The sequence below is a fragment of the Streptomyces sp. NPDC048441 genome, assembly GCF_043200235.1.
GTDB lineage: Bacteria > Actinomycetota > Actinomycetes > Streptomycetales > Streptomycetaceae > Streptomyces.
In genome coordinates this window covers 67,452-86,891 of the sequence record NZ_JBICXM010000007.1, presented here as the reverse complement: position 1 = coordinate 86,891, position 19,440 = coordinate 67,452, and the positions used below count along the sequence as shown (strand labels likewise).

At 69.1% G+C, this 19,440-nt stretch carries 17 protein-coding genes; 9 read left to right on the top strand and 8 right to left on the bottom strand.

The features are described from left to right. Window positions 1-220 precede the first annotated feature (220 nt). Window positions 221-2,554 carry a transglycosylase domain-containing protein gene (locus tag ACGFSB_RS19160; protein ID WP_393400389.1) on the bottom strand — a complete coding sequence of 778 codons (2,334 nt, stop codon included), beginning with the start codon at window positions 2,552-2,554 and terminating at the stop codon, window positions 221-223. A gap of 347 nt (window positions 2,555-2,901) precedes the next feature. On the opposite strand from ACGFSB_RS19160, the gene ACGFSB_RS19155 reads away from it, so the two are divergent. The 3 genes from ACGFSB_RS19155 to ACGFSB_RS19145 all read left to right on the top strand — a co-directional run bounded on the left by ACGFSB_RS19155 (window position 2,902) and on the right by ACGFSB_RS19145 (window position 6,610). Beyond that, complete coding sequence (locus ACGFSB_RS19155; protein ID WP_393400386.1) at window positions 2,902-3,429, top strand: PadR family transcriptional regulator; 528 nt, start codon at window positions 2,902-2,904, stop codon at window positions 3,427-3,429. Then, complete coding sequence (locus tag ACGFSB_RS19150) at window positions 3,426-4,112, top strand: ABC transporter ATP-binding protein (protein ID WP_393400384.1); 687 nt, start codon at window positions 3,426-3,428, stop codon at window positions 4,110-4,112. The genes ACGFSB_RS19155 and ACGFSB_RS19150 overlap by 4 nt, the downstream gene beginning before the upstream one ends. A 152-nt stretch (window positions 4,113-4,264) precedes the next feature. Further along, window positions 4,265-6,610 carry an FtsX-like permease family protein gene (locus ACGFSB_RS19145; RefSeq protein ID WP_393401158.1) on the top strand — a complete coding sequence of 782 codons (2,346 nt, stop codon included), beginning with the start codon at window positions 4,265-4,267 and terminating at the stop codon, window positions 6,608-6,610. Window positions 6,611-6,646: 36 nt separating this feature from the next. Here the strand turns inward: ACGFSB_RS19145 and ACGFSB_RS19140 are convergent, their stop codons facing one another. Next, window positions 6,647-7,585: a LysR substrate-binding domain-containing protein gene (locus ACGFSB_RS19140; protein ID WP_393400380.1), complete on the bottom strand. Its 939-nt coding sequence runs from the start codon at window positions 7,583-7,585 to the stop codon at window positions 6,647-6,649. A gap of 130 nt (window positions 7,586-7,715) precedes the next feature. On the opposite strand from ACGFSB_RS19140, the gene ACGFSB_RS19135 reads away from it, so the two are divergent. Continuing rightward, entirely contained in the window at window positions 7,716-8,270 is a 555-nt protein-coding gene (locus tag ACGFSB_RS19135; protein ID WP_393400377.1) for a peroxiredoxin, read from the top strand. A 15-nt stretch (window positions 8,271-8,285) separates the two neighbouring features. Continuing rightward, a complete protein-coding gene (locus tag ACGFSB_RS19130) occupies window positions 8,286-8,816 on the top strand; it encodes an alkyl hydroperoxide reductase (protein ID WP_344523339.1) in 531 nt (176 codons plus the stop codon). Window positions 8,817-8,916: 100 nt separating this feature from the next. Here ACGFSB_RS19130 and ACGFSB_RS19125 read toward each other — a convergent pair whose 3' ends face one another. The 4 genes from ACGFSB_RS19125 to ACGFSB_RS19110 form a co-directional block, all read right to left on the bottom strand. Further along, on the bottom strand, window positions 8,917-10,365 hold the full coding sequence (locus ACGFSB_RS19125; protein WP_393400375.1) for an AI-2E family transporter: 1,449 nt from the start codon (window positions 10,363-10,365) through the stop codon (window positions 8,917-8,919). Between the two features lie 125 nt (window positions 10,366-10,490). Further along, a complete protein-coding gene (locus ACGFSB_RS19120; RefSeq protein ID WP_393400373.1) occupies window positions 10,491-11,231 on the bottom strand; it encodes a lytic transglycosylase domain-containing protein in 741 nt (246 codons plus the stop codon). A gap of 393 nt (window positions 11,232-11,624) precedes the next feature. After that, entirely contained in the window at window positions 11,625-12,947 is a 1,323-nt protein-coding gene (locus ACGFSB_RS19115) for a PhoH family protein (RefSeq protein WP_393400371.1), read from the bottom strand. A 330-nt stretch (window positions 12,948-13,277) separates the two neighbouring features. Further along, window positions 13,278-14,039 (bottom strand): isoprenyl transferase, encoded by a 762-nt coding sequence (locus ACGFSB_RS19110; RefSeq protein WP_393401156.1) that lies wholly within the window; start codon window positions 14,037-14,039, stop codon window positions 13,278-13,280. Between the two features lie 139 nt (window positions 14,040-14,178). On the opposite strand from ACGFSB_RS19110, the gene mgrA reads away from it, so the two are divergent. Continuing rightward, window positions 14,179-15,216 (top strand): L-glyceraldehyde 3-phosphate reductase, encoded by a 1,038-nt coding sequence (gene mgrA, locus ACGFSB_RS19105; protein WP_393400369.1) that lies wholly within the window; start codon window positions 14,179-14,181, stop codon window positions 15,214-15,216. A 15-nt stretch (window positions 15,217-15,231) separates the two neighbouring features. Here the strand turns inward: mgrA and ACGFSB_RS19100 are convergent, their stop codons facing one another. Then, the gene (locus ACGFSB_RS19100) at window positions 15,232-15,732 is read right to left on the bottom strand and encodes a hypothetical protein (RefSeq protein ID WP_393400367.1); all 501 of its coding nucleotides are present in this window, start codon (window positions 15,730-15,732) and stop codon (window positions 15,232-15,234) included. Window positions 15,733-16,077: 345 nt separating this feature from the next. On the opposite strand from ACGFSB_RS19100, the gene ACGFSB_RS19095 reads away from it, so the two are divergent. Next, window positions 16,078-16,473, top strand: a complete 396-nt coding sequence (locus ACGFSB_RS19095; RefSeq protein WP_393400364.1) for a DUF192 domain-containing protein — start codon at window positions 16,078-16,080, stop codon at window positions 16,471-16,473. 263 nt (window positions 16,474-16,736) lie between these two features. Beyond that, window positions 16,737-17,912: a winged helix DNA-binding domain-containing protein gene (locus tag ACGFSB_RS19090; RefSeq protein ID WP_393400361.1), complete on the top strand. Its 1,176-nt coding sequence runs from the start codon at window positions 16,737-16,739 to the stop codon at window positions 17,910-17,912. Between the two features lie 3 nt (window positions 17,913-17,915). Here ACGFSB_RS19090 and ACGFSB_RS19085 read toward each other — a convergent pair whose 3' ends face one another. Beyond that, window positions 17,916-18,689: a class I SAM-dependent methyltransferase gene (locus ACGFSB_RS19085; protein WP_393400359.1), complete on the bottom strand. Its 774-nt coding sequence runs from the start codon at window positions 18,687-18,689 to the stop codon at window positions 17,916-17,918. Window positions 18,690-18,748: 59 nt separating this feature from the next. Here ACGFSB_RS19085 and ACGFSB_RS19080 point away from each other — a divergent pair, with 59 nt between their 5' ends. After that, window positions 18,749-19,318: a GNAT family N-acetyltransferase gene (locus ACGFSB_RS19080; protein WP_393400356.1), complete on the top strand. Its 570-nt coding sequence runs from the start codon at window positions 18,749-18,751 to the stop codon at window positions 19,316-19,318. Window positions 19,319-19,440: the final 122 nt, after the last annotated feature.

Sequence of the window (19,440 nt, the reverse complement as noted above, 5' to 3'; positions counted from 1 at the left end):
GCGGCCCGGGCCCGTTGGGTACCGGGGCCCCCCCGGCGTTCAAGACGCCCGCCCGCGCCGGGTGCGCGGGCCCGGCCCCCGGGAGGGGTGTGGGGGCGGACGTGCGTGCTCAACCCCCGCGCCACCCTGGGGTGACCGCGGGCGGGCCCCCGCCGTGTTCAGGCCGGGGGGCCCCCGCACGCTGTGGCGCCGGGCCGCCCCTCGTCATGACATGCGGCCCTCAGTCCCGGTTGACCCGGTCCTTCCGCCCGTTCGGGTTCTCCGGGATCTCGATGGTGGTCGACGGGTCCGGCTCCTCCGGATCGTCCGTCGGCGGCGCCGTCGTCGGATCGTCCGTCGGCGGCGCCGTCGTCGGATCGTCCGTCGGCGGCTCGGTCGACGGGTCGTCCGTCGGCGGCTTCGTCGTCGGGTCCTTGGTCTCCGACGGCTCGTCCGTCGGCTCCTTCGGGGCCTGCGTCGTCGGGTCCGGGGGCGGTGCGATGGCCGCGCCCATGGACGTGTCCAGGTCGAACTTGCTGGGCGACCCCATCGCCTTGAAGGTGTACGCCGCCCAGATCTGCGCCGGGAAGCTGCCGCCGTCGACGCGAGGGAGGCCGCCCGCGCCCTTCATGGAGACCTGCTTGCTCTCCTCCGCCGTGCCCGGAGCGCCCTCGCCGAACAGGCCGACGGAGGTGACCAGCTTCGGCGTATAACCGGTGAACCAGGCCGACTTGTTGTCGTCGGACGTACCGGTCTTGCCCGCCACGTCCTGCACGGGGCTGCGCACCGCGCTGCCCGTACCGTCGTCGACCACGCCGGTCAGGACCGAGGTGAGCGAGTCCGCGGTGCCGGGCTCGACGACCTGCTCGCCGATCGGGTCCGGCAGGTCGATCGTGCGGTCCTTGTGCTCGACGGAGTTCACGAGCGCCGGGGTGACCTTCTTGCCGTGGTTGTCGAGCGTCGCGTACACACCCGCCATCTCCAGCGGACTCGCGCCCATGGTGCCCAGGGTCTGGGCGGGCACGGCGGGCAGGTTCTCGACGTTCATGCCGAGCTTCCCCGCCGTCTCCAGTACGTCGTCCATGCCCACGTCCACGCCCATCTGCGCGAAGACGGCGTTGATGGACTTGTTCATCGCCTTCTGGACCGTGACGGGGCCGTAGCTCTTGTCGTCCTCGTTCGGCGGCGCGAAGGCGACGTCGCTGCCCTTGACCGGGCGCTCGCTGGTGCCGTCGTAGATCGTGTTCGCCGTGATCGGCTGGCCGGACTGCGTCTTGGCGCCGTTCTCCAGGGCGGCGGCGAGGATCAGCGGCTTGAAGGTGGACGCGGGCTGGTAGTCGCGCCGGGTCGCGTTGTTCGTGTAGTGCTTCACATAGTCCTTGCCGCCGTACATCGCGAGGACCTTGCCGGTCTTGGGGTCGACGGACGCGGCGCCCGCCTGCACCCGCGCGTCGGCCTTGCGCTTGTCGGGGTCGAGCTTGTCGTTCAGCGTCTTGTCGACGGCCTTCTCGAGCTGGGCCTGCTTCTTCTTGTCGACGTTGAGCGTGATCGTGTAGCCACCCGCGTCGAACTGTTCCTCGCTGAGGTGGCCGGCCCTCATGACCTCGGCCTTGGCCTCCTTCACCAGGTAGCCGGTCTGGCCTTCGAGGCCGGGCGCGGCCTTGGGGGCCTTCGGCTTGTCGAACTTCAGGCCCTCGCGCTCGCTCGCGGGCAGCCAGTTCTTCTCGACCATGTTGTCGAGTACGTAGTTCCAGCGCGCCTCGACCAGCTTCTTGCTGGCGTCCGTGGCGGAGGTCCAGTCGTACTGGCTCGGGGCCTGGAGGAGGGCGGCGAGATAGGCGCCCTGCGAGACGTCCAGGTCCTTGGCGTCGACGTTGTAGTAGGCCTGGGCAGCGGCCTGAATGCCATAGGCGCCGCGGCCGTAGTAGCTGGTGTTGATGTACCCGGCGAGGATGTCGTCCTTGCTCTTGTTCTGGTCCACCTTCAGCGAGATGACCAGTTCCTTGAGCTTGCGGGTCACCGTCTGGTCCGCCGTCAAGTAGTAGTTCTTGACGTACTGCTGGGTGATCGTCGAGCCGCCCTGCTTGCCCTTGCCCGCCACCGTGTTGATCAGACCGCGGGCTGTGCCCTTGAAGTCGACGCCCTTGTCGTTGTAGAAGGACTTGTTCTCGGCGGCCACGAAGGTCTTCTGTACCTTCTTGGGCACCTTGTCCAGGTCGACGACCTCGCGGTTCAGCTCGCCGGTCCTGGCGATGACGTCGCCGTTCTTGTACTTGTAGACGTTGCTCTGCAACTTGGCCGCAGCGTTGCCCTCGGGCACGTCGACCACCATGTAGAGGACGATGAAGCTGAGCATCCCGAGCAGGATGAGCCCGAAGAACGTGCCCAGGATCTTCTTCAGCGTGAAGAAGCGGCGTATGCCCGTGCGCTTGGCCTTGCCGCCACCGGACTTCCTGCCGCCGGACTTCCCACTGCCGGGCTTCCCGCTGCCGGATGTGTCGCCGCCGGCGGGGCGCCCACGCGCTGCCCGGCGCGCGCCGCGCTGACGCGCTTGTCGCTCTTCCGCTCGGCCCATGGCTGAGAGTGCTCCGCTCCGTCTCGTACTTCTACTCGTACTTCTTACTGGCAAGTCAATAGTCGTAAAGTCAGCTCAGAAAGCTAACACCGCACCTAGGGACAAACGGTTGCCGATCCGGCCTTTTCCGGACGTGACAATCAGCACCTGTCCCACCGGAACCGGTGATAGTCCCTATACACCGACGGTTCTGGACGTCAGAAGGTTGCCCGGCTTTCGAAGCTCTGAGCTCCCCTTGAGCTCGTCACGAGCCCCCGTGAGCTCCGCATGGGCTCCTCGTGAGCTCGGCATGGACTCCTCGTGAAGCGTATACACAGCACGTATACACGCCGTGTAGAGTTCTCCCCATGTCCATCGGTCACACTCTCCTCGGCCTGCTCGAGTCGGGCCCGCGCCACGGTTACGACCTCAAGCGCACCTTCGACGAGAAGTTCGGTCACGACAAGCCGCTGCACTACGGGCAGGTCTACTCGACCATGTCCCGCCTGCTGAAGAACGGCCTCGTCGAGGTCGACGGCATAGAGGCAGGCGGCGGCCCCGAGCGCAAGCGGTACGCGATCACGGAAGCCGGCATCACCGATGTCGAGCGCTGGCTCGCGACACCCGAGAAGCCCGAGCCGTATCTCCAGTCGACCCTCTACACGAAGGTCGTCCTCGCGCTCCTCACCGAGCGCGACGCCTCGGAGATGCTCGACGCCCAGCGTGCCGAGCACCTGCGTCTGATGCGCATACTGACCGACCGCAAGCGGAAGGGAGACCTCGCCGACCAGCTGATCTGCGACCACGCGCTCTTCCATCTCGAAGCCGATCTGCGCTGGCTCGAACTGGCCGCCGCACGTCTCGGCAAGCTCGCCCTGGAGGTTCGCTCCGCATGACCCCCGCTGGTTCCCTTCTCACAGCCGCCGGCCTCCGCAAGGCGTACGGCCCGACGACCGCGCTCGACGGCGCCGACTTCTCCATCCACCCCGGCGAGGTCGTCGCCGTGATGGGCCCGTCCGGCTCCGGCAAGTCCACGCTCCTGCACTGCCTCGCGGGGATCGTCAAGCCCGACTCGGGCTCCATCACGTACAACGGCCGCGAGCTCACGGGTCTGCCGGACGCCGCGCTGAGCGCCCTGCGCCGCAGCGAGTTCGGGTTCGTCTTCCAGTTCGGGCAGCTGGTCCCCGAGCTGACCTGCGTGGAGAACGTGGCGCTTCCGCTGCGGCTGAACGGCGCCAAGCGCAAGGAAGCCGAGCGCACCGCCCGTACGTGGATGGAGCGCCTGGAGGTCGAGGACGTCGTCGCCAAGCGGCCCGGCGAGGTCTCCGGCGGTCAGGGCCAGCGGGTCGCCGTGGCCCGCGCGCTCGCCACGAGCCCGCGCGTGCTCTTCGCCGACGAGCCGACCGGCGCGCTCGACTCGCTCAACGGCGAGCGCGTGATGGACCTGCTCACCGACGCCGCGCGCTCGACGAACGCCGCCGTCGTCCTGGTCACGCACGAGATGCGGGTCGCCGCCTACTCCGACCGAGAGATCGTCGTACGCGACGGCACGTCACGGGACATGGAGCAGGCGATATGAGTCTCGACACGCGCGCCAAGGGCAGGCGTGCCAAGGACAAGCGCGCCGACGACCCTCATGCCGGGGACGAGACGCGCCGCGCGCCGCTACTCGCCGACGACACCGCGACTGTGTCCAAGGGGGGCCCCCGCGCCTTCGCCCGCGACCTCGCGATGGGCCTGCGTTTCGCCGTCGGCGGCGGCCGCGAAGGCTGGGCCCGCACGATCCTGACCGCTGTCGGCGTCGGCCTCGGCGTGGCGCTCCTGCTCGGCGCGTCGTCCGTACCGAACCTGCTTCAGCAGCGTGAGGACCGCTCGGTGGCCCGCTCGGCCGACGACCAGTTCTCGGCCAAGAAGGTCAAGCGCTCCGACTCCACGGTCCTCCAGCGCGACACCCCCACCGACTTCCGCGACGCCACGGTGAGCGGCCGCGTGCTGCGCGCCGATGGCGCGCACCCGGCCCTGCCGCCCGGCCTGAAGAAGCTCCCGGCGGACGGCGAGATGGCCGTGTCGCCCGCCCTTCGCGAGCTCCTGGACAGCTCCGACGGCGCCCTCCTGAAGGAGCGGTTCGGCGAGTACCGGATCACGGACACCATCGGCGACGCGGGCCTGACCAACCCCAAGGAGCTCTACTACTACGCCGGTTCCGACGCCCTCACCCAGGCGAAGGGCGGCCACCGCGTGGCGTCCTTCGGGTACAAAGAGCCCGCGGAACCCATGGACCCGCTGCTGATCGTCCTGGTCGCCCTGATCTGCGTGGTCCTGCTCACCCCGGTGATCATCTTCATCGGCACCGCGGTCCGCTTCGGCGGCGACCGGCGCGACCGGCGGCTCGCCGCGCTGCGCCTGGTCGGCGCGGACGCCCACAGCGTGCGGCGGATCGCGGCGGGCGAGGCCCTGGGCGGCGCGCTGCTCGGCCTTGCCCTCGGAGGCCTGTTCTTCCTGGGCGTGCGCGAGCTGGTCGGCACTCTCGACGGGTGGAAGATCAGCGCCTTCCCCTCCGACGTGGTGCCGATCCCCGGCCTCGCCGTACTGGTCCTGCTCGCCGTGCCCATCACGGCCGTGGTGGTCACGCTGATCTCGCTGCGGGCCGTCTCCATCGAGCCACTGGGCGTCGTGCGCAGCACCAGGCCCCGCAAGCGCCGCCTCTGGTGGCGCATCGCGATGCCGCTGCTCGGGATCGGGATCCTGCTGGCCTCGGGCAGTGTCGGGGGCGACGTGGTCATGGGCCGCGTCGGGGGCGACGTGGCAGCGCCGGTCGTCTCCATCGGCGTGGGCGCGACGCTCACCCTGGTGGGCCTCGCGGCGCTGCTGCCCTGGCTCATCGAGGCGAGCGTGGCCCGGCTGCGCGGCGGCGGCCCTGTGCCGTGGCAACTGGCCACCCGCAGGCTCCAGTTGACCAGCGGGACGGCGGCGCGCGCGGTCAGCGGCATCACCGTCGCGGTGGCGGGCGCAATCGCCCTGCAAATGCTGTTCGTCGCGATGAACGACGACTTCAACCGGATGACCGGGAGCGACCCGGGCCGCGCCAAGCTGGTGGTCAGGGCCGACGTCGGCGACGGCGACCTGGCCGAGCGGATGATCGACACGTTCCGCACGACCAAGGGCGTCGAGAACGTCATCGGCACGGTCTCCTCCTACGTCGTGAAGCCGGGCAAGCTGAAGGACCCCGACGCCCTGCGGCCCACCACGGAGCTGACGGTCGGCACCTGCGCGAACCTGCGCGAGCTGGCCCGGATCGGCGGTTGCGAGGACGGCGACACGTTCGTCGTGCACACCGGCGACACCGAGCTGAACAACTGGGTCGACGAGTCGGCCCGTCCTGGCAAGCCGATCGACCTGAACGCCATCAGCTGGGACGAGCCCGGCCACCGGCACGTCCCGTGGACGCTGCCCGCCGACTCCCGCCAGGTCAAGGCCCGCCCCGACCCGGGCGGCGACCTGTACGACGGCATCTACGCGACGCCCGGCGCGATCGACATGTCCAAGCTCACCGACGCCTCGACGTCGGCCAGGATCCAGGTCGACCCGGACGTCAAGGACGCCGAGGAGTACATCCGCAACACCGCGGCCCACGTCGACCCGTTCCTCTCCGTGACGACGCTGCGCGCGGTCGAGCGTGACAAGCAGTACGCCACCATCCAGACCGGTCTTGAGATCGGCGCGATGGCGACGATGGGGCTGATCGCGGCGTCCATGCTGGTCTCGATGATCGAGCAACTGCGGGAGCGCAAGCGCCTCCTCGCGGCCCTCACCGCGTTCGGCACGCGCCGCGCGTCGATGGCGTGGTCGATCCTGTGGCAGACCGCGATTCCGGTCGCGATCGGCATGGTGCTCGCCGTCGCGGGCGGTCTGGGCCTCGGCTGGGTCATGGTCCGCATGATCCAGAAGACGGTCACCGACTGGTGGCTCTTCGCCCCCCTGACGGTCGCGGGCGCCGCCCTCGTCGCGATCGTGACGCTGCTCAGCCTGCCGCCGCTGTGGCGCATGATGCGCCCGGACGGCCTGCGCACGGAGTAACTCCCCTTCCAGGGGCGGTACGTTGCCGGTGCGGGGTCACAACACCCGCACCGGCAACGGCTTCACGGCCCCCCTCAAGGCAGCGGCGAGCGAGTCGTACTCCGCCGCACGCGCGGCCCCCGTACGCATCGCGAGGGCGATGCGCCGGGTCGGCGCCGGGTCCGCGAAGTACCCGGTGAGCAGCTGATTGCTGCGGCTCGTCTCGACGCGGACGGCGGTACGCGGAAGCAGCGTCACACCGAGCCCGCCGGCCACCAGCTGTACGAGGGTGGAGAGCCCGGCAGCGGTCGTGGTCACCGGGGCGTCCGCACGCCCGGCCTCCCGGCAGATGTCCAGAGCCTGGTCGCGCAGGCAGTGCCCCTCGTCGAGCAGCAGCAGGTTCAGCTCGCGCAGTGCGTCGCGCGGAATGCCCTCCCTCCCGCCGAGCCAGTGGTCGAGCGGCGTGACGAGCACGAAGTCCTCGTCGAACAGGGGCAGTTCGGTGACGCCGGGCATCCCCAGGGGCACGGCGAGCAGCAGCAGATCGAGCCGCCCGGCACCGAGCCCCTCGATCAGCGAGGAGGTCTGCTCCTCGTGCACCTGGAGGTCGAGATCCGGGTACTTCTCGTGTACGAGCCCGATGACGGTCGGCAGCAGATAGGGCGCCACAGTCGGGATCACACCGAGCCGCAGCGCACCGGTGAACGGCGCGCGCACCGCGTCGGCCTCCTCCATCAGCGCCCCGACCTCTTCGAGGACCGCCTTCGTGCGCACCGCGAGCCGCTCGCCCGCCGCCGAGAGCAGCACCTTGCGGGTCGTACGCTCCAGCAGGGTGACACCGAGTGTCTCCTCCAGGGCGGAGACGGCACCGGAGAGGGCGGGCTGACTCATCCCGATTGCCACCGCCGCGTCCCTGAAGTGCAGATGCTCGGCCACGGCCGCGAAGGCGCGCAGCTGCGCCAGGCTGGGCTGCTTGCCCCTATTTATGGCTCGCACTGATAGCCACCTCCGATCAACAGAACAGAGTGTAGCTATTTCTCTAATCAATGCACTCTGTGCCACGATCGACAGCAGTCCAACCCCTTGGAGCCCCTTACCGGGGTTCCTTTTGCTGCAAGGAGAGCCCGTGCTCACTGTCGGTGACAAGTTCCCCCAGTTCGACCTGACTGCCTGTGTCTCGCTGGAGAAGGGCGCTGAGTTCAAGCAGATCGACCACAAGACCTACGAGGGCAAGTGGAAGATCGTCTTCGCGTGGCCCAAGGACTTCACCTTCGTGTGCCCGACCGAGATCGCCGCCTTCGGCAAGCTGAACGAAGAGTTCGCTGACCGTGACGCCCAGATCCTCGGCTTCTCCGGTGACTCCGAGTTCGTGCACCACGCCTGGCGCAAGGACCACCCGGACCTCACGGACCTGCCCTTCCCGATGCTGGCCGACTCGAAGCACGAGCTCATGCGTGACCTCGGCATCGAGGGCGAGGACGGCTTCGCGCAGCGCGCCGTCTTCATCGTCGACCAGAACAACGAGATCCAGTTCACGATGGTGACCGCCGGTTCCGTGGGCCGTAACCCCAAGGAGGTCCTCCGGGTCCTCGACGCGCTCCAGACGGACGAGCTGTGCCCGTGCAACTGGACCTCGGGCGACGAGACCCTGGACCCGGTCGCGCTCCTCTCGGGCGAGTGAACGGAGCTTTCTGACATGGCACTCGACGAACTGAAGTCCGCCGTACCGGACTACGCCAAGGACCTGAAGCTGAACCTCGGCTCGGTCATCGGCAACAGCGACCTCCCGAAGCAGCAGCTCTGGGGCACGGTCCTCGCCTGCGCGATCGCATCGCGCTCCCCGCGCGTGCTGCGCGAGCTGGAGCCCGAGGCGAAGGCGAACCTCTCCCCCGAGGCGTACACCGCCGCCAAGTCGGCCGCGGCCGTCATGGCGATGAACAACGTCTTCTACCGCACGCGCCACCTGCTCTCCGACCCGGAGTACGGGACGATGCGCGCCGGTCTGCGGATGAACGTCATCGGCAACCCGGGCGTGGAGAAGGTCGACTTCGAGCTGTGGTCGCTCGCCGTCTCCGCGATCAACGGCTGCGGCCAGTGCCTGGACTCTCACGAGCAGGTGCTGCGCAAGGCCGGCGTGGACCGCGAGACGATCCAGGAAGCGTTCAAGATCGCCGCGGTCATCCAGGCGGTCGGCGTCACGCTGGACTCCGAGGAGTCGCTCGCGTAGCGGTTCCCCTGAGCGGTAACGGAACGGCCCCTCCCAGCAGTTGCTGGAAGGGGCCGATTCTCATGCGCGCCGTCGATCACCGGCTCCGCCGAGTTCGTCCTCAATCGCCGGACGGGCTGTCGACCGGCGCGACGTCCAAGGCCGTGGCGCCGTGCGGCTGCGGTGACTGTTTCAGGGCGGCTTCGCGTGAGTACGCCCGCAAGTAGCCCACCACCGTGTTGGTCACGGCGACGAGCGGCACAGCCACCACAGCCCCGCCGATACCGGCGACCAGGCCGCCCGCGGCCACCGACAGCACAACGGCCAGCGGATGCACCCGTACAGCCCGCCCGAGAATGAACGGCTGCAGAATGTGGCCCTCGATCTGCTGTACGGCAAGGACCACGGCGAGGACCATCACCGACGTGAACACGCCCTGCGTCACAAGCGCCACCACCACCGCGAGCGCGCCCGAGATCACCGCACCCACCAGCGGGATGAACGCGAACAGGAAGATGAAGACGGCGAGCGGCACCGCCATCGGCACCCCGAGGAAGTAGATCCCGAGCCCGATGAAGATCGCGTCGATCAGAGCCACTATCACCGTGCCGCGCACGTAGGCCGTCAGCGTGCGCCAGGCCCGCGGCCCCGCCCCCGCGATGCCGGGCCGAGCGGGCGCCGGGACCAGCTTCAGGACCCACTGCCAGATCCGCTTCCCGTCGTACAGCAGGAACAGCGTCGAGAACATCGTGAGCAGGATGCCGGTCATGGCCTCCACGAGCACGGTGACCCCTTCGAGCCCCGCCGACGTCAGCTCCTCCGTGTTCCCCGCGACCGCTTCCCGCAGGGTCTTGGCGATGTCGTTGATCTGATCCTCGGTCACATGGAACGGGCTGTTGAGCAGCCAGTTGCGCAGGTCGTCGATGCCGTTCTGGACCTGGCTGGAGAGCGTGTCCGCGTTCTCCATGACCTGCCAGACGACGAACCAGCCGACAAGTCCCATGATGACGAAGCCGAGTACCGCCGTGACGACGGTCGCGAGACTCCGCGGCAGTCCGAGCCGCTTGAGCCTGACGACGGTCGGCTGGAGCATCGCGGTGATGAGGAGCGCCGCGACGAAGGCGAAGACGACGAGCTGCACGGCGCTGATGATCTTCATCAACACCCAGAGCGTGCCCGCGAGTACGAGAAGGCGCCAGCCGGCCTCGGCCGCGACCCGCATCCCCCACGGCACCGTCGCGACGGGGTCGGGCCTGGCCGCTATGGCAGGTGCGTACGCGGGCGGGGCGGGCACCACGGGTTCCGGTGCGCCCGCGCCATCCGCGCCCCCGGCGGCCTCGTCGGCCGCCGCGTCACCCTCGGCTGCGGCGGCCTCGTCGGCGGCGGACCGCCGCGAACGCTTGGCGCCGTCGTCCGTGGGGTCACCCGTGCGGTCGTCCGAGCGGTCATCCCGACCGTCGTCCGTGCCGGGGTCCGCGTCGGAATCCGCTGCCGCACGCTCCCCCATCCGCTCGCCCAACTGAGAAAGCCCGGCACCGAGCCGACCGATCCACTCCGGTACCCGCGACATGATCCGTCCTCTTCCCCCGTCTTTCCCCACCACTCCCCCCTGGAAGTTGTCGGACTGACCGTACACGGCTGAGGCCCCCCACCGAAGGACGGTGAGGGGCCTCTAAAGGTTGAGCGAGCTGCTGCTCAGTACCAGTTGTTCGCCTGCCAGAAGTCCCAGGCTCCGCACGGGCTTCCGTAGCGGTCGTTCATGTAGCCGAGACCCCACTTGATCTGCGTGGCGGGGTTCGTCTGCCAGTCGGCACCGGCCGAGGACATCTTGGAACCGGGCAGCGCCTGGACGAGGCCGTAGGCACCCGAGGAGGCGTTGCTCGCCTGGTAGTTCCAAGTGGACTCGTGGTTGACGATGTTGCTGAAGCACTGGAACTGGTCACCGGGGACCATCTGCCGTGCCATCGCCTGGACCTGCGAGGTGGAATACGAGGACTGCTTGGCGAAGTCGCCCGCGTCACGCGTGGAGGAACGGCTGGCCTTGGCCTCGGCCTTCTCCTCGCGCTCCTTCTTGGCGGCCGCCTTCTCGGCGGCATCCGCCTTCTCGGCGGCCTTCTGCTTCGCGATCGCTGCCTCTGCGGCCTGCTTGCGCGCTGCTTCCGCCGCGGACTTCTTCGCGGCCGTGTCGGCAGCGCTGGCCTGTGCGTCGGCCTGCTGCGTCAGGGACGCGGTCTGTACCTGGGCCTGCTGACCCGCGGGGATGTCTGCGAGGAGTGTCGCGTCGCTCGCCGTCGCCTCGAAGTCGTTGTCGTTCGAGGCGCTCGGGGTGCTGCCCGAGGCGACACCGACGACAGCGCCAACAGTGGTGACCGCGGTGGCGGATGCCACGGCGAATCCCCGGACCGAAATCCGGCTCACACGGTTTCCTTCCAGCATCGCCCGCATAGGTGACCTCGCGGACGCAATCGTGCCCCTGGACGCTGGCCTCCGCTTGGTTCTCGGTCACGGGAGGCACGGGCCCGGTGGGCAACTCCCGTGAAGGGAGCGCCACGTGGTGCTTCGGGCGGCATACGACGGCCACTATGAAGTTCTGGTTTTTCCTGAGTTGAAGTACCTCTGGAGGTACAGGTGTGTCGCATGCGGGGCCTGACAGGACCCAGACTCTGCCCCAGCCGGATGCCGCAAGGCAATTATCCGTGCCGTGTGAAAGCTCACACCTCGTTTGCCCCAGGAGTTTTTCGGAAAAGGGCGAACGCCAAGACGCCGCCCGGCTAGGCTCCTTCGCTTCGCCGGGCGGCGCCAACTACTGCGTAACCAGGGTGAACTGGCTCAGATCTGGCCGTCCTCCAGCATTTCGGTCACGAGCGCCGCGATCTGCGAACGCTCGGAGCGGGTGAGCGTGACGTGGGCGAAGAGCGGATGGCCCTTCAGCTTCTCGACTACGGCAACCACCCCGTCATACCGCCCCACTCGGAGGTTGTCGCGCTGGGCGACATCGTGAGTGAGCACGACTCGGGAGTTTGCCCCGATCCTGGACAGAACGGTCAGCAGGACGTTCCGTTCCAGGGATTGGGCCTCGTCGACGATGACGAACGCGTCGTGCAACGAGCGCCCGCGGATATGGGTGAGAGGGAGCACTTCGAGCATCCCGCGCGCCGTCACCTCCTCGATGACCGCCTTGCCCGCCACCGAGCCGAGCGTGTCGAAGACCGCCTGCGCCCAAGGGCCCATCTTCTCGGCCTCGGTGCCGGGCAGATAGCCCAGCTCCTGCCCGCCCACCGCGTACAGCGGCCGGAAGACCATCACCTTCTGGTGCTGTCGGCGCTCCAGGACGGCCTCAAGTCCCGCGCAGAGCGCGAGAGCCGACTTGCCGGTGCCCGCGCGCCCGCCCATCGACACGATGCCGACGTCCGGATCGAGCAGCAGATCGAGCGCGATGCGCTGCTCCGCACTCCTCCCCTTGAGGCCGAAGGCCTCGCGATCACCGCGTACGAGACGGACGTTGCCGTCGGCCGTGACCCGGCCGAGTGCCTTGCCCTTCTCGGACTGGATGGTGAGGCCCGTGTGGACGGGCAGGTCGGCCGCCTCGGGGACGTACAGATGGTCTTCCTCGAAGAGAAGGTCCACCTGCTCCCCGGAGAGGGTCAGTTCGGACATTCCGGTCCAGCCGGAGTCCGTGATGGCGAGCTCGGCCCGATATTCCTCCGCGAGGAGGCCGACCGAGGACGCCTTGATCCTCAGAGGCAGATCCTTCGATACGACGGTGACGTCGTACCCCTCTGCCTGGAGGTTGCGCGCTACGGCGAGAATCCGTGAGTCGTTGTCCCCCAACCGGTAGCCGGCCGGAAGCACGCCGGGATCGGAGTGGTTGAGCTCGACGCGCAGCGTGCCGCCCAGATCGCCGATGGGGATCGGCGCGTCGAGACGGCCATGCCTGACCCGGCAGTCGTCGAGCAGGCGCAGGGCCTGCCTGGCGAAGTAGCCGAGCTCGGGATGGTGCCGCTTCGCCTCGAGCTCCGTGACCACGACGACGGGCAGCACTACTTCGTGCTCGTCGAATCGGTACATGGAGTTCGGGTCGGCGAGCAGAACGCTGGTGTCGAGAACATAGGTGCGCCTGTCGGGCATGCGGCGCTTTGTGCTGGTCACCACGGAAGGACGTACCCCCTCGGATGAGGTCGGGGAGCGACGGGAAGGATGCCGGGAGAAGTCCGGACCGGTCTCGTGCCGCAGTGCGCGGGCCGAGCTCCGGCCCTCCACTTCGCCCGTACTCACCGCACGGTCGTCCTGGTGCAAAGGGCCTCCCGGGCGGACGGCCCCATGCCGCCCGCTGAGATACGACATCCGTGAATCGGATGTCGACCTGGAAGGCTTATTCCCTCGAACATGCGCAGCCATGCCAGGGCATATGACGGCGTCTCCGTGAACTCTGGGTTACTCGCGCCTCACCGACACGCTCACCCGCGGGCACCTCTTGGGGTGTCAGCCGCCGTAACGCCGGTGCCGGGCCGCGTAATCACGCAGCGCACGCAGGAAGTCCACCTTGCGGAAGGCCGGCCAGAAGACTTCACAGAAGTAGTACTCGGAGTGGGCCGACTGCCAGAGCATGAAGCCGGACAGGCGCTGCTCTCCACTCGTCCGGATCACCAGGTCGGGGTCGGGCTGGCCGCGCGTGTAGAGGTGCTTGGAGATCAGGTCGACGTCGACGGTCTCGGCGACGTCCTCCAGGCTCGTGCCCTTGTCCGCGTGGTCGAGGATCAGCGAGCGGACCGCCTCGGCGATCTCCTGGCGCCCGCCGTACCCGACTGCCACGTTGACCAGTATCCCGGCGTTCCCGTGGGTGGCCTGCTCGGCCTCCTTCAGGACGGACTGGGTGCGGGCGGGCAGCAGGTCCATCGTGCCGACGTGGTGCACGCGCCAGCGGCCGTCGGAGGCGAGGCTGCGGACCGTGTCCTCGATGATGCCGAGGAGCGGGATCAGCTCTCCCTCGGGGCGGTCGAAGTTGTCCGTGGACAGCATCCAGAGGGTGACGACCTCGACGTCGGTCTCGGCGCACCAGCCGAGGAACTCCTCGATCTTGTACGCACCCGCCTGGTGGCCCTGCTCGGTGGTGCCGCCGGAAGCCTTCGCCCAGCGCCTGTTGCCGTCGAGGATGACCCCGATGTGCTTGGGCACCTGGTCGTGGTCGAGACGGCCTTCCACCCGGCGTGCGTAAAGTCCGTACACCAGGTCGCGCAGGTTCACTTCTGTCAGCCCCTCCATGCAGATGGCAGTCCCCGAAGGCGAAAGCCTACCGCTGTGAGGGCGGTCCTCCGCCCTCGGGTGAAGCGGTCCGAAGCAGCGTGCAGCAGCTTCGTAACCATGCTGAAGTAGCTTCGTACCCATGAACGACACGTCTCTGTACCAAGCCGCACCGGACCGTTACAGCTCCATGGAGTACCGGCGGACGGGCCGCAGCGGCCTGAAGCTGCCCGCCGTCTCTCTCGGCCTGTGGCACAACTTCGGCGACGACACGTCACTGGAGAGCCAGCGCGCGATCCTGCGCCGCGCCTTCGACCTGGGCGTCACGCACTTCGACCTGGCGAACAACTACGGCCCGCCCGCCGGTTCCGCCGAGCTCAACTTCGGCAAGCTGTTCGCGCAGGATTTCGCGCCATACCGCGATGAATTGGTCATTTCGACCAAGGCGGGCTATCTCATGCACCCGGGCCCGTACGGAGAGTGGGGTTCGCGCAAGTACCTGCTGTCCTCCCTCGACGCCTCGCTGAAGCGGATGGGCGTCGACTACGTGGACGTCTTCTACTCGCACCGCTTCGACCCGGACACCCCGCTCGAGGAGACGATGGGCGCGCTCGCGTCCGCCGTCCAGCAGGGCAAGGCCCTGTACGTGGGCGTCTCGTCCTACAACAGCGAGCAGACCGCCGAAGCGGCACGCCTGCTGCGGGAGATGGGCGTCCCCGCCCTCATCCACCAGCCCTCGTACTCGATGATCAACCGCTGGACCGAGGACGACGGCCTGCTCGACACGCTCGAGGACGCGGGCATGGGCTGCATCTCCTTCGTGCCGCTGGCGCAGGGCCTGCTCACGAACAAGTACCTGAAGGGCATCCCGGAGGGTTCACGCGCCACACAGGGCAAGTCGCTCGACCCGAACCTGCTCAGCGACGAGGTCGTACGCCGCCTCAATGGCCTGAACGACATCGCGGCCCGCCGCGAGCAGTCGCTCGCGCAACTGGCGCTCAACTGGGTCCTTCGCGACGAGCGCATGACCTCCGCGCTCATCGGCGCCTCCAGCGTGAAGCAGCTGGAGGAGAACGTGGCGGCGCTCGCCGGGCCGAAGCTCACGGACGAGGAACTCGCCGAGATCGACACGTACGCCGTCTCCACGCCCGGCACCAACATCTGGGCCGGGCGCGGCTAGTCCTGGCGGGACGCCTCAGCCCGCGTACGCCTGACCCGGGGCAGGGGTGCGCGGGCGCTTGAACCAGGCGCCCGCGATGCTCTGCGAGAGCAGGACGACGACGGCGATGGCGGCGAGCAGCGGCAGCAGTCCGGCCGGGTTGCCGTTGGCCGCACCACCGAGGGCCATGACGATCTGCACGCTCATCAGGACGATGCAGGTGACGCGGATGCCGTGGCCCACGGTGCCGAAGCGGAAAGCCATGCCCGCGGCGACCAGCAGGCAGACGTTCACTCCGAGGGCCGCGCCCGCCGTCTCCGGGTTGACCGTGAAGATCAGCCCGACCGAGCCGAGGATGAGCAGTCCGCCGAGGACCCAGAGAATTATCTGCGCGGCGCGGACGACGCCGGGCATCTTCTGCGGGGCGACGGGACCGAAGCCGTAGCCGGGGTCCTGCGCGGGGCCGGTATAGGTGGGGAGGCCGCCGGCCTGCGGGTTGTACTGGGGGTCTGACGGTGGGGGGAACTGGTTCGACATGTCCCTGACCATATCCGGAGGCTCCGGGTCCGCGATCATGCGGTCCAGCGGCCGGACGCGGCGGGCGCCGCCCTGAGGGCACAAAAAAATCGGGCCGGTCCATGGGGGGGAGATGGACCGGCCCGAGGGGGGGTTTCCACCATAACCCTTCGTAAGGGATGGCGCGCACATCGGCGCGAGACAACTACTCTCCGAAACCGTCCGGCGACTGCGCGGCCCTGCTCCCCCACCGGATTTCGGCCCCGGCGACGGATTCCGGCCCTGCGTGGCGGTAGCCCATAGGGGGGACAGGGGGTCGGCGCCCGCTTGACGCGACGGGCGGGAGGGCCGCTAGCTTCGGCTCGCATGGCGACGCTTCTCGTCCGGACCGGACAGACAGGCACTCCGGGGATTCCGCTGGCGATCCCCCTGGAAACCCCCTTGGAAATCCCCTTGGAGATCGCGGTCACGGCCCGTGCCCGGCGGCGCGGACTCCTCGGCCGGGACGGGGTGGCCGGGGCGCTGCTCCTCAGCCCGGCGAACAGCGTGCATACGGTGCGGATGCGGTTCGCCGTCGACGTGGCACACCTGGACCGGGAGCTGCGGGTGCTCTCCGTGCGGACGATGCGTCCGGGGCGGATCGGGAGGCCACGGCTGCGGGCCCGGCATGTCCTGGAGTCGGAGGCCGGGGCGATGGAGCGGTGGGGCGTGCGCCGGGGTACGAGGGTCGAGGTGCGGACTGGCGACTCCGGCGGCGAATGAGGCGCGCGGTGCCGCGCAGCCCCCTCCACCGCGCGGCACCGCACACGTGGCTTTGCTCACGCGAATTCGCCTTGGTCTGAACTTACGGGAGAATCAAGGCGCTATCGAGCCACTCCTGATAACGATGCGGATTCAACGCGACCTGTTTCGGGATCACTTGGCTAACGATCGGCGCGGGAAGCAACCATTCGCCCGGATCCCGCGTCTGGCGGCTTTGCGTTACTTGGTGACCACGCCGGACGTACGTATGAAGGAGAGCCCTGATGCCCCTGATGCCAGTAGCCGCTGTTTCATGGAGCGCCGCCAACTCCCGACGCATGGAGCGGCAATTCCTCGGCTCACCGGCGAAGCCGGGCGAGGCCGGTCCTGCGGAGGTCGTCGACGCGATGCTCGCCGCGCAGGCGCAGGTGGCGTCCGCCGCCGAGCTCTCGGTGGGCCTGCGGATGGAGGGCACGACGCGGCAGGACGTCCGCGCGGCGCTCTGGGGCGATGAGCCGAGCCTGGTCAAGACGTTCGGGCCGCGCGGCACGATCCATTTCCTGCCGACCGCGCAACTCCCGCTCTGGACCGGCGCGTTGCCGACGATCCCCGGCGGCCCGAGCCCGTTCAAGGCGAGCGAGCGGCTGACTCCGTCCCAGACGGACGAGATCGTGACGGCGATCGGCGAGGCCCTGGACGGGACCCGGCTGACCATCGACGAGCTCAGCGATGAGGTGGTGGCGCGGACGGGCCCCTGGGCGGGCGACCTGGTCCTGCCCGCCTTCCAGGGGATGTGGCCGCGCTGGCGCTCGGTCATGCATATGGCGGGCCACCGCGGGGTCCTCTGCTTCGCACCGAACCGGGGCCGCAAGGTGACGTACACGCGCCCGCCCGCCATCGAGGAGCCGCTGACCCCCGAGGCGGCGTCGGCGGCTCTGGTGCGGCGGTTCCTGTACGCGTACGGACCCGCGACGCCGCGCGAGTTCGCCAAATGGGCGGCGGGTCCTCCGGCCTGGGCGAGTGATCTTTTCACCACCCTGGCCGGAGACGGGGAGATCGAGGCGGTGGACATGGAGGGCGAGCGCGGGTCGTGGGTGGTCGCGGGCGACACCGAGTTCCCGGACGAGCCGGTACGGGGCGTGCGGCTGCTTCCGTACTTCGACGCGTACGCCATCGCATCGCACCCCCGCGAGCGCCTCTTCCCCGGCCGGGCCTACGAGCGGGCGCTGGCCGGAGGCCAGGCGGGCAACTTCCCCGTACTCCTTGTCGACGGGGTCGTGGCCGGTGTCTGGCATCAGCGGCGCGCGGGCCGCCGTACGACGGTGACGGTGGAGCCGCTGGGGCGGCTGAGCGCGGGGCAGGAGCGGGAGCTCGAGGGGCAGGTGGAGCGGGTGGGTGAAGTGCTCGAGGCGCGGGCGGAGTTGGTGGTGGGCCCGGTGACGGTGGGCCCACACGCGTAGGAGCTACCGCGCCCCCGACCCCTGCCCCTTACGGGCGTCGAAGAGATGCCGAGTGCTGTGGGCGACGAAGGGCCCTTCCGACTCGATCCGGTCGTGCAGCTCCCGCAGCCTCGGCCCGTACCTCTCCACCGAGAAGTCCGGGACCATCCAGACGACCTTCCGCAGGAAATGGACGACGGCGCCGATGTCGTAGAACTCGATGCGCAGCCGCTCGGACCGCAGGTCGGCGATCTCCAGCCCGGCGGCCTCGGCCTCGGCACGCTCGGTGTCGGGGTGGCGTCCGTTCCGTACGTCCTCTGCCTGGGGCCCGAGGAAGTACTCGACGACCTCGAAGACGCTGGCGGGGCCGACATGCTGGGCGAAGTACGTCCCCCCGGGACGCAGCACGCGCGCGATCTCATCGAAGCGCGCCTTCACCGGATGCCGGCTGGTGACCAGGTCGAACGCCTCCGCCGCGAACGGCAGCGGCGCCTCCTCCGGCGAGGCCACGACGACCGCGCCCCGCGGATGCAGCAGCGCGGTGGCCTTGGCCACGTTCGGCGGCCACCCTTCCGTGGCGACGGCGAGCGGCGGCAGCACGGGCGCGGAGGCGAGGACTTCACCACCGCCGGTCTGGATATCGAGGGAGGAGGCGGCGTGCCCGAGCCGCTCCCCCATGGCGTGGGCGTACCGCCAGGAGGGGCGCTCCTCCGTGGCCCGCCCCTCGAACCACGAGAAGTCCCAGCCTTCGGTGGGCGCGGCCTCGGCTTCCGCCACAAGTTCGTCGAAACTGCTCATGCCGCGATCTTCGCATCGGGCGGGGGTGCGGAGAGGCGGGTGGGGACTACCGTGCTGCGATGAGTGAAGTTCTTGCGAGCCTGCGCCCCGTACGCGAAGACGATCTGCCCCTGCTCGACCGGTTCCTCACCGATCCGGAGGCGTGCGGCGAGTTCCAGTGGCAGGGCTGGCGGGACCCCCACACCTTCCGGCGGCGCTTCGCCGATGACGGGATGCTCGGCGCCGACAAAGGAATGCTGATGGTGGTCTCCGGCACCGACGAGACCCTCGGCTTCGTCGCATGGCGGTCAGTCGTGGCCTTCCGGACCTCGCACTACTGGAACGTGGGCATTCAGCTGCTGCCGGAGGCCCGTGGGCGCGGCATCGGCACAGAGGCCCAGCGGCTGCTGGTGCGGTACCTCTTCGCGCATACGCCCGTGATGCGGATCGAGGCGGATACCGAGACCGGGAACATCGCCGAGCAGCGGTCCCTGGAGAAGGCCGGGTTCACCAGCGAGGGCGTCTCCCGCAGCGTGACGTTCCGGGACGGAGAGTGGCGGGACGGGGTGCGGTACGGAGTGCTCCGGGGCGATGCGGGATGGCGGGCCGAAGCCGGGCCGCCGGACCAACTCCCCCTAATCCAGCCTTAGTGGACTGCAGAAAAATCCCAGGACACGCCCCGCAAATCTGGGGAAGCGTGGGATTTTCCTGCAATCCCCCTCCCGCCCCACGTGTAGACGCGCAGGTCAGAGCGGGTGAACGGTCGAGTACG

Bases quoted from the DNA above. Each gene is read 5' to 3' on its own strand.
- ACGFSB_RS19080 (WP_393400356.1), top strand. From the start codon at position 18,749: ATGAGTGAAGTTCTTGCGAGCCTGCGCCCCGTACGCGAAGACGATCTG.
- ACGFSB_RS19090 (WP_393400361.1), top strand. From the start codon at position 16,737: ATGCCCCTGATGCCAGTAGCCGCTGTTTCATGGAGCGCCGCCAACTCC.
- ACGFSB_RS19160 (WP_393400389.1), bottom strand. From the start codon at position 2,554: ATGGGCCGAGCGGAAGAGCGACAAGCGCGTCAGCGCGGCGCGCGCCGG.
- ACGFSB_RS19150 (WP_393400384.1), top strand. From the start codon at position 3,426: ATGACCCCCGCTGGTTCCCTTCTCACAGCCGCCGGCCTCCGCAAGGCG.
- ACGFSB_RS19095 (WP_393400364.1), top strand. From the start codon at position 16,078: ATGGCGACGCTTCTCGTCCGGACCGGACAGACAGGCACTCCGGGGATT.
- ACGFSB_RS19145 (WP_393401158.1), top strand. From the start codon at position 4,265: ATGGGCCTGCGTTTCGCCGTCGGCGGCGGCCGCGAAGGCTGGGCCCGC.
- ACGFSB_RS19120 (WP_393400373.1), bottom strand. From the start codon at position 11,231: ATGCTGGAAGGAAACCGTGTGAGCCGGATTTCGGTCCGGGGATTCGCC.
- ACGFSB_RS19125 (WP_393400375.1), bottom strand. From the start codon at position 10,365: ATGTCGCGGGTACCGGAGTGGATCGGTCGGCTCGGTGCCGGGCTTTCT.
- ACGFSB_RS19155 (WP_393400386.1), top strand. From the start codon at position 2,902: ATGTCCATCGGTCACACTCTCCTCGGCCTGCTCGAGTCGGGCCCGCGC.
- mgrA (WP_393400369.1), top strand. From the start codon at position 14,179: ATGAACGACACGTCTCTGTACCAAGCCGCACCGGACCGTTACAGCTCC.
- ACGFSB_RS19100 (WP_393400367.1), bottom strand. From the start codon at position 15,732: ATGTCGAACCAGTTCCCCCCACCGTCAGACCCCCAGTACAACCCGCAG.
- ACGFSB_RS19085 (WP_393400359.1), bottom strand. From the start codon at position 18,689: ATGAGCAGTTTCGACGAACTTGTGGCGGAAGCCGAGGCCGCGCCCACC.
- ACGFSB_RS19130 (WP_344523339.1), top strand. From the start codon at position 8,286: ATGGCACTCGACGAACTGAAGTCCGCCGTACCGGACTACGCCAAGGAC.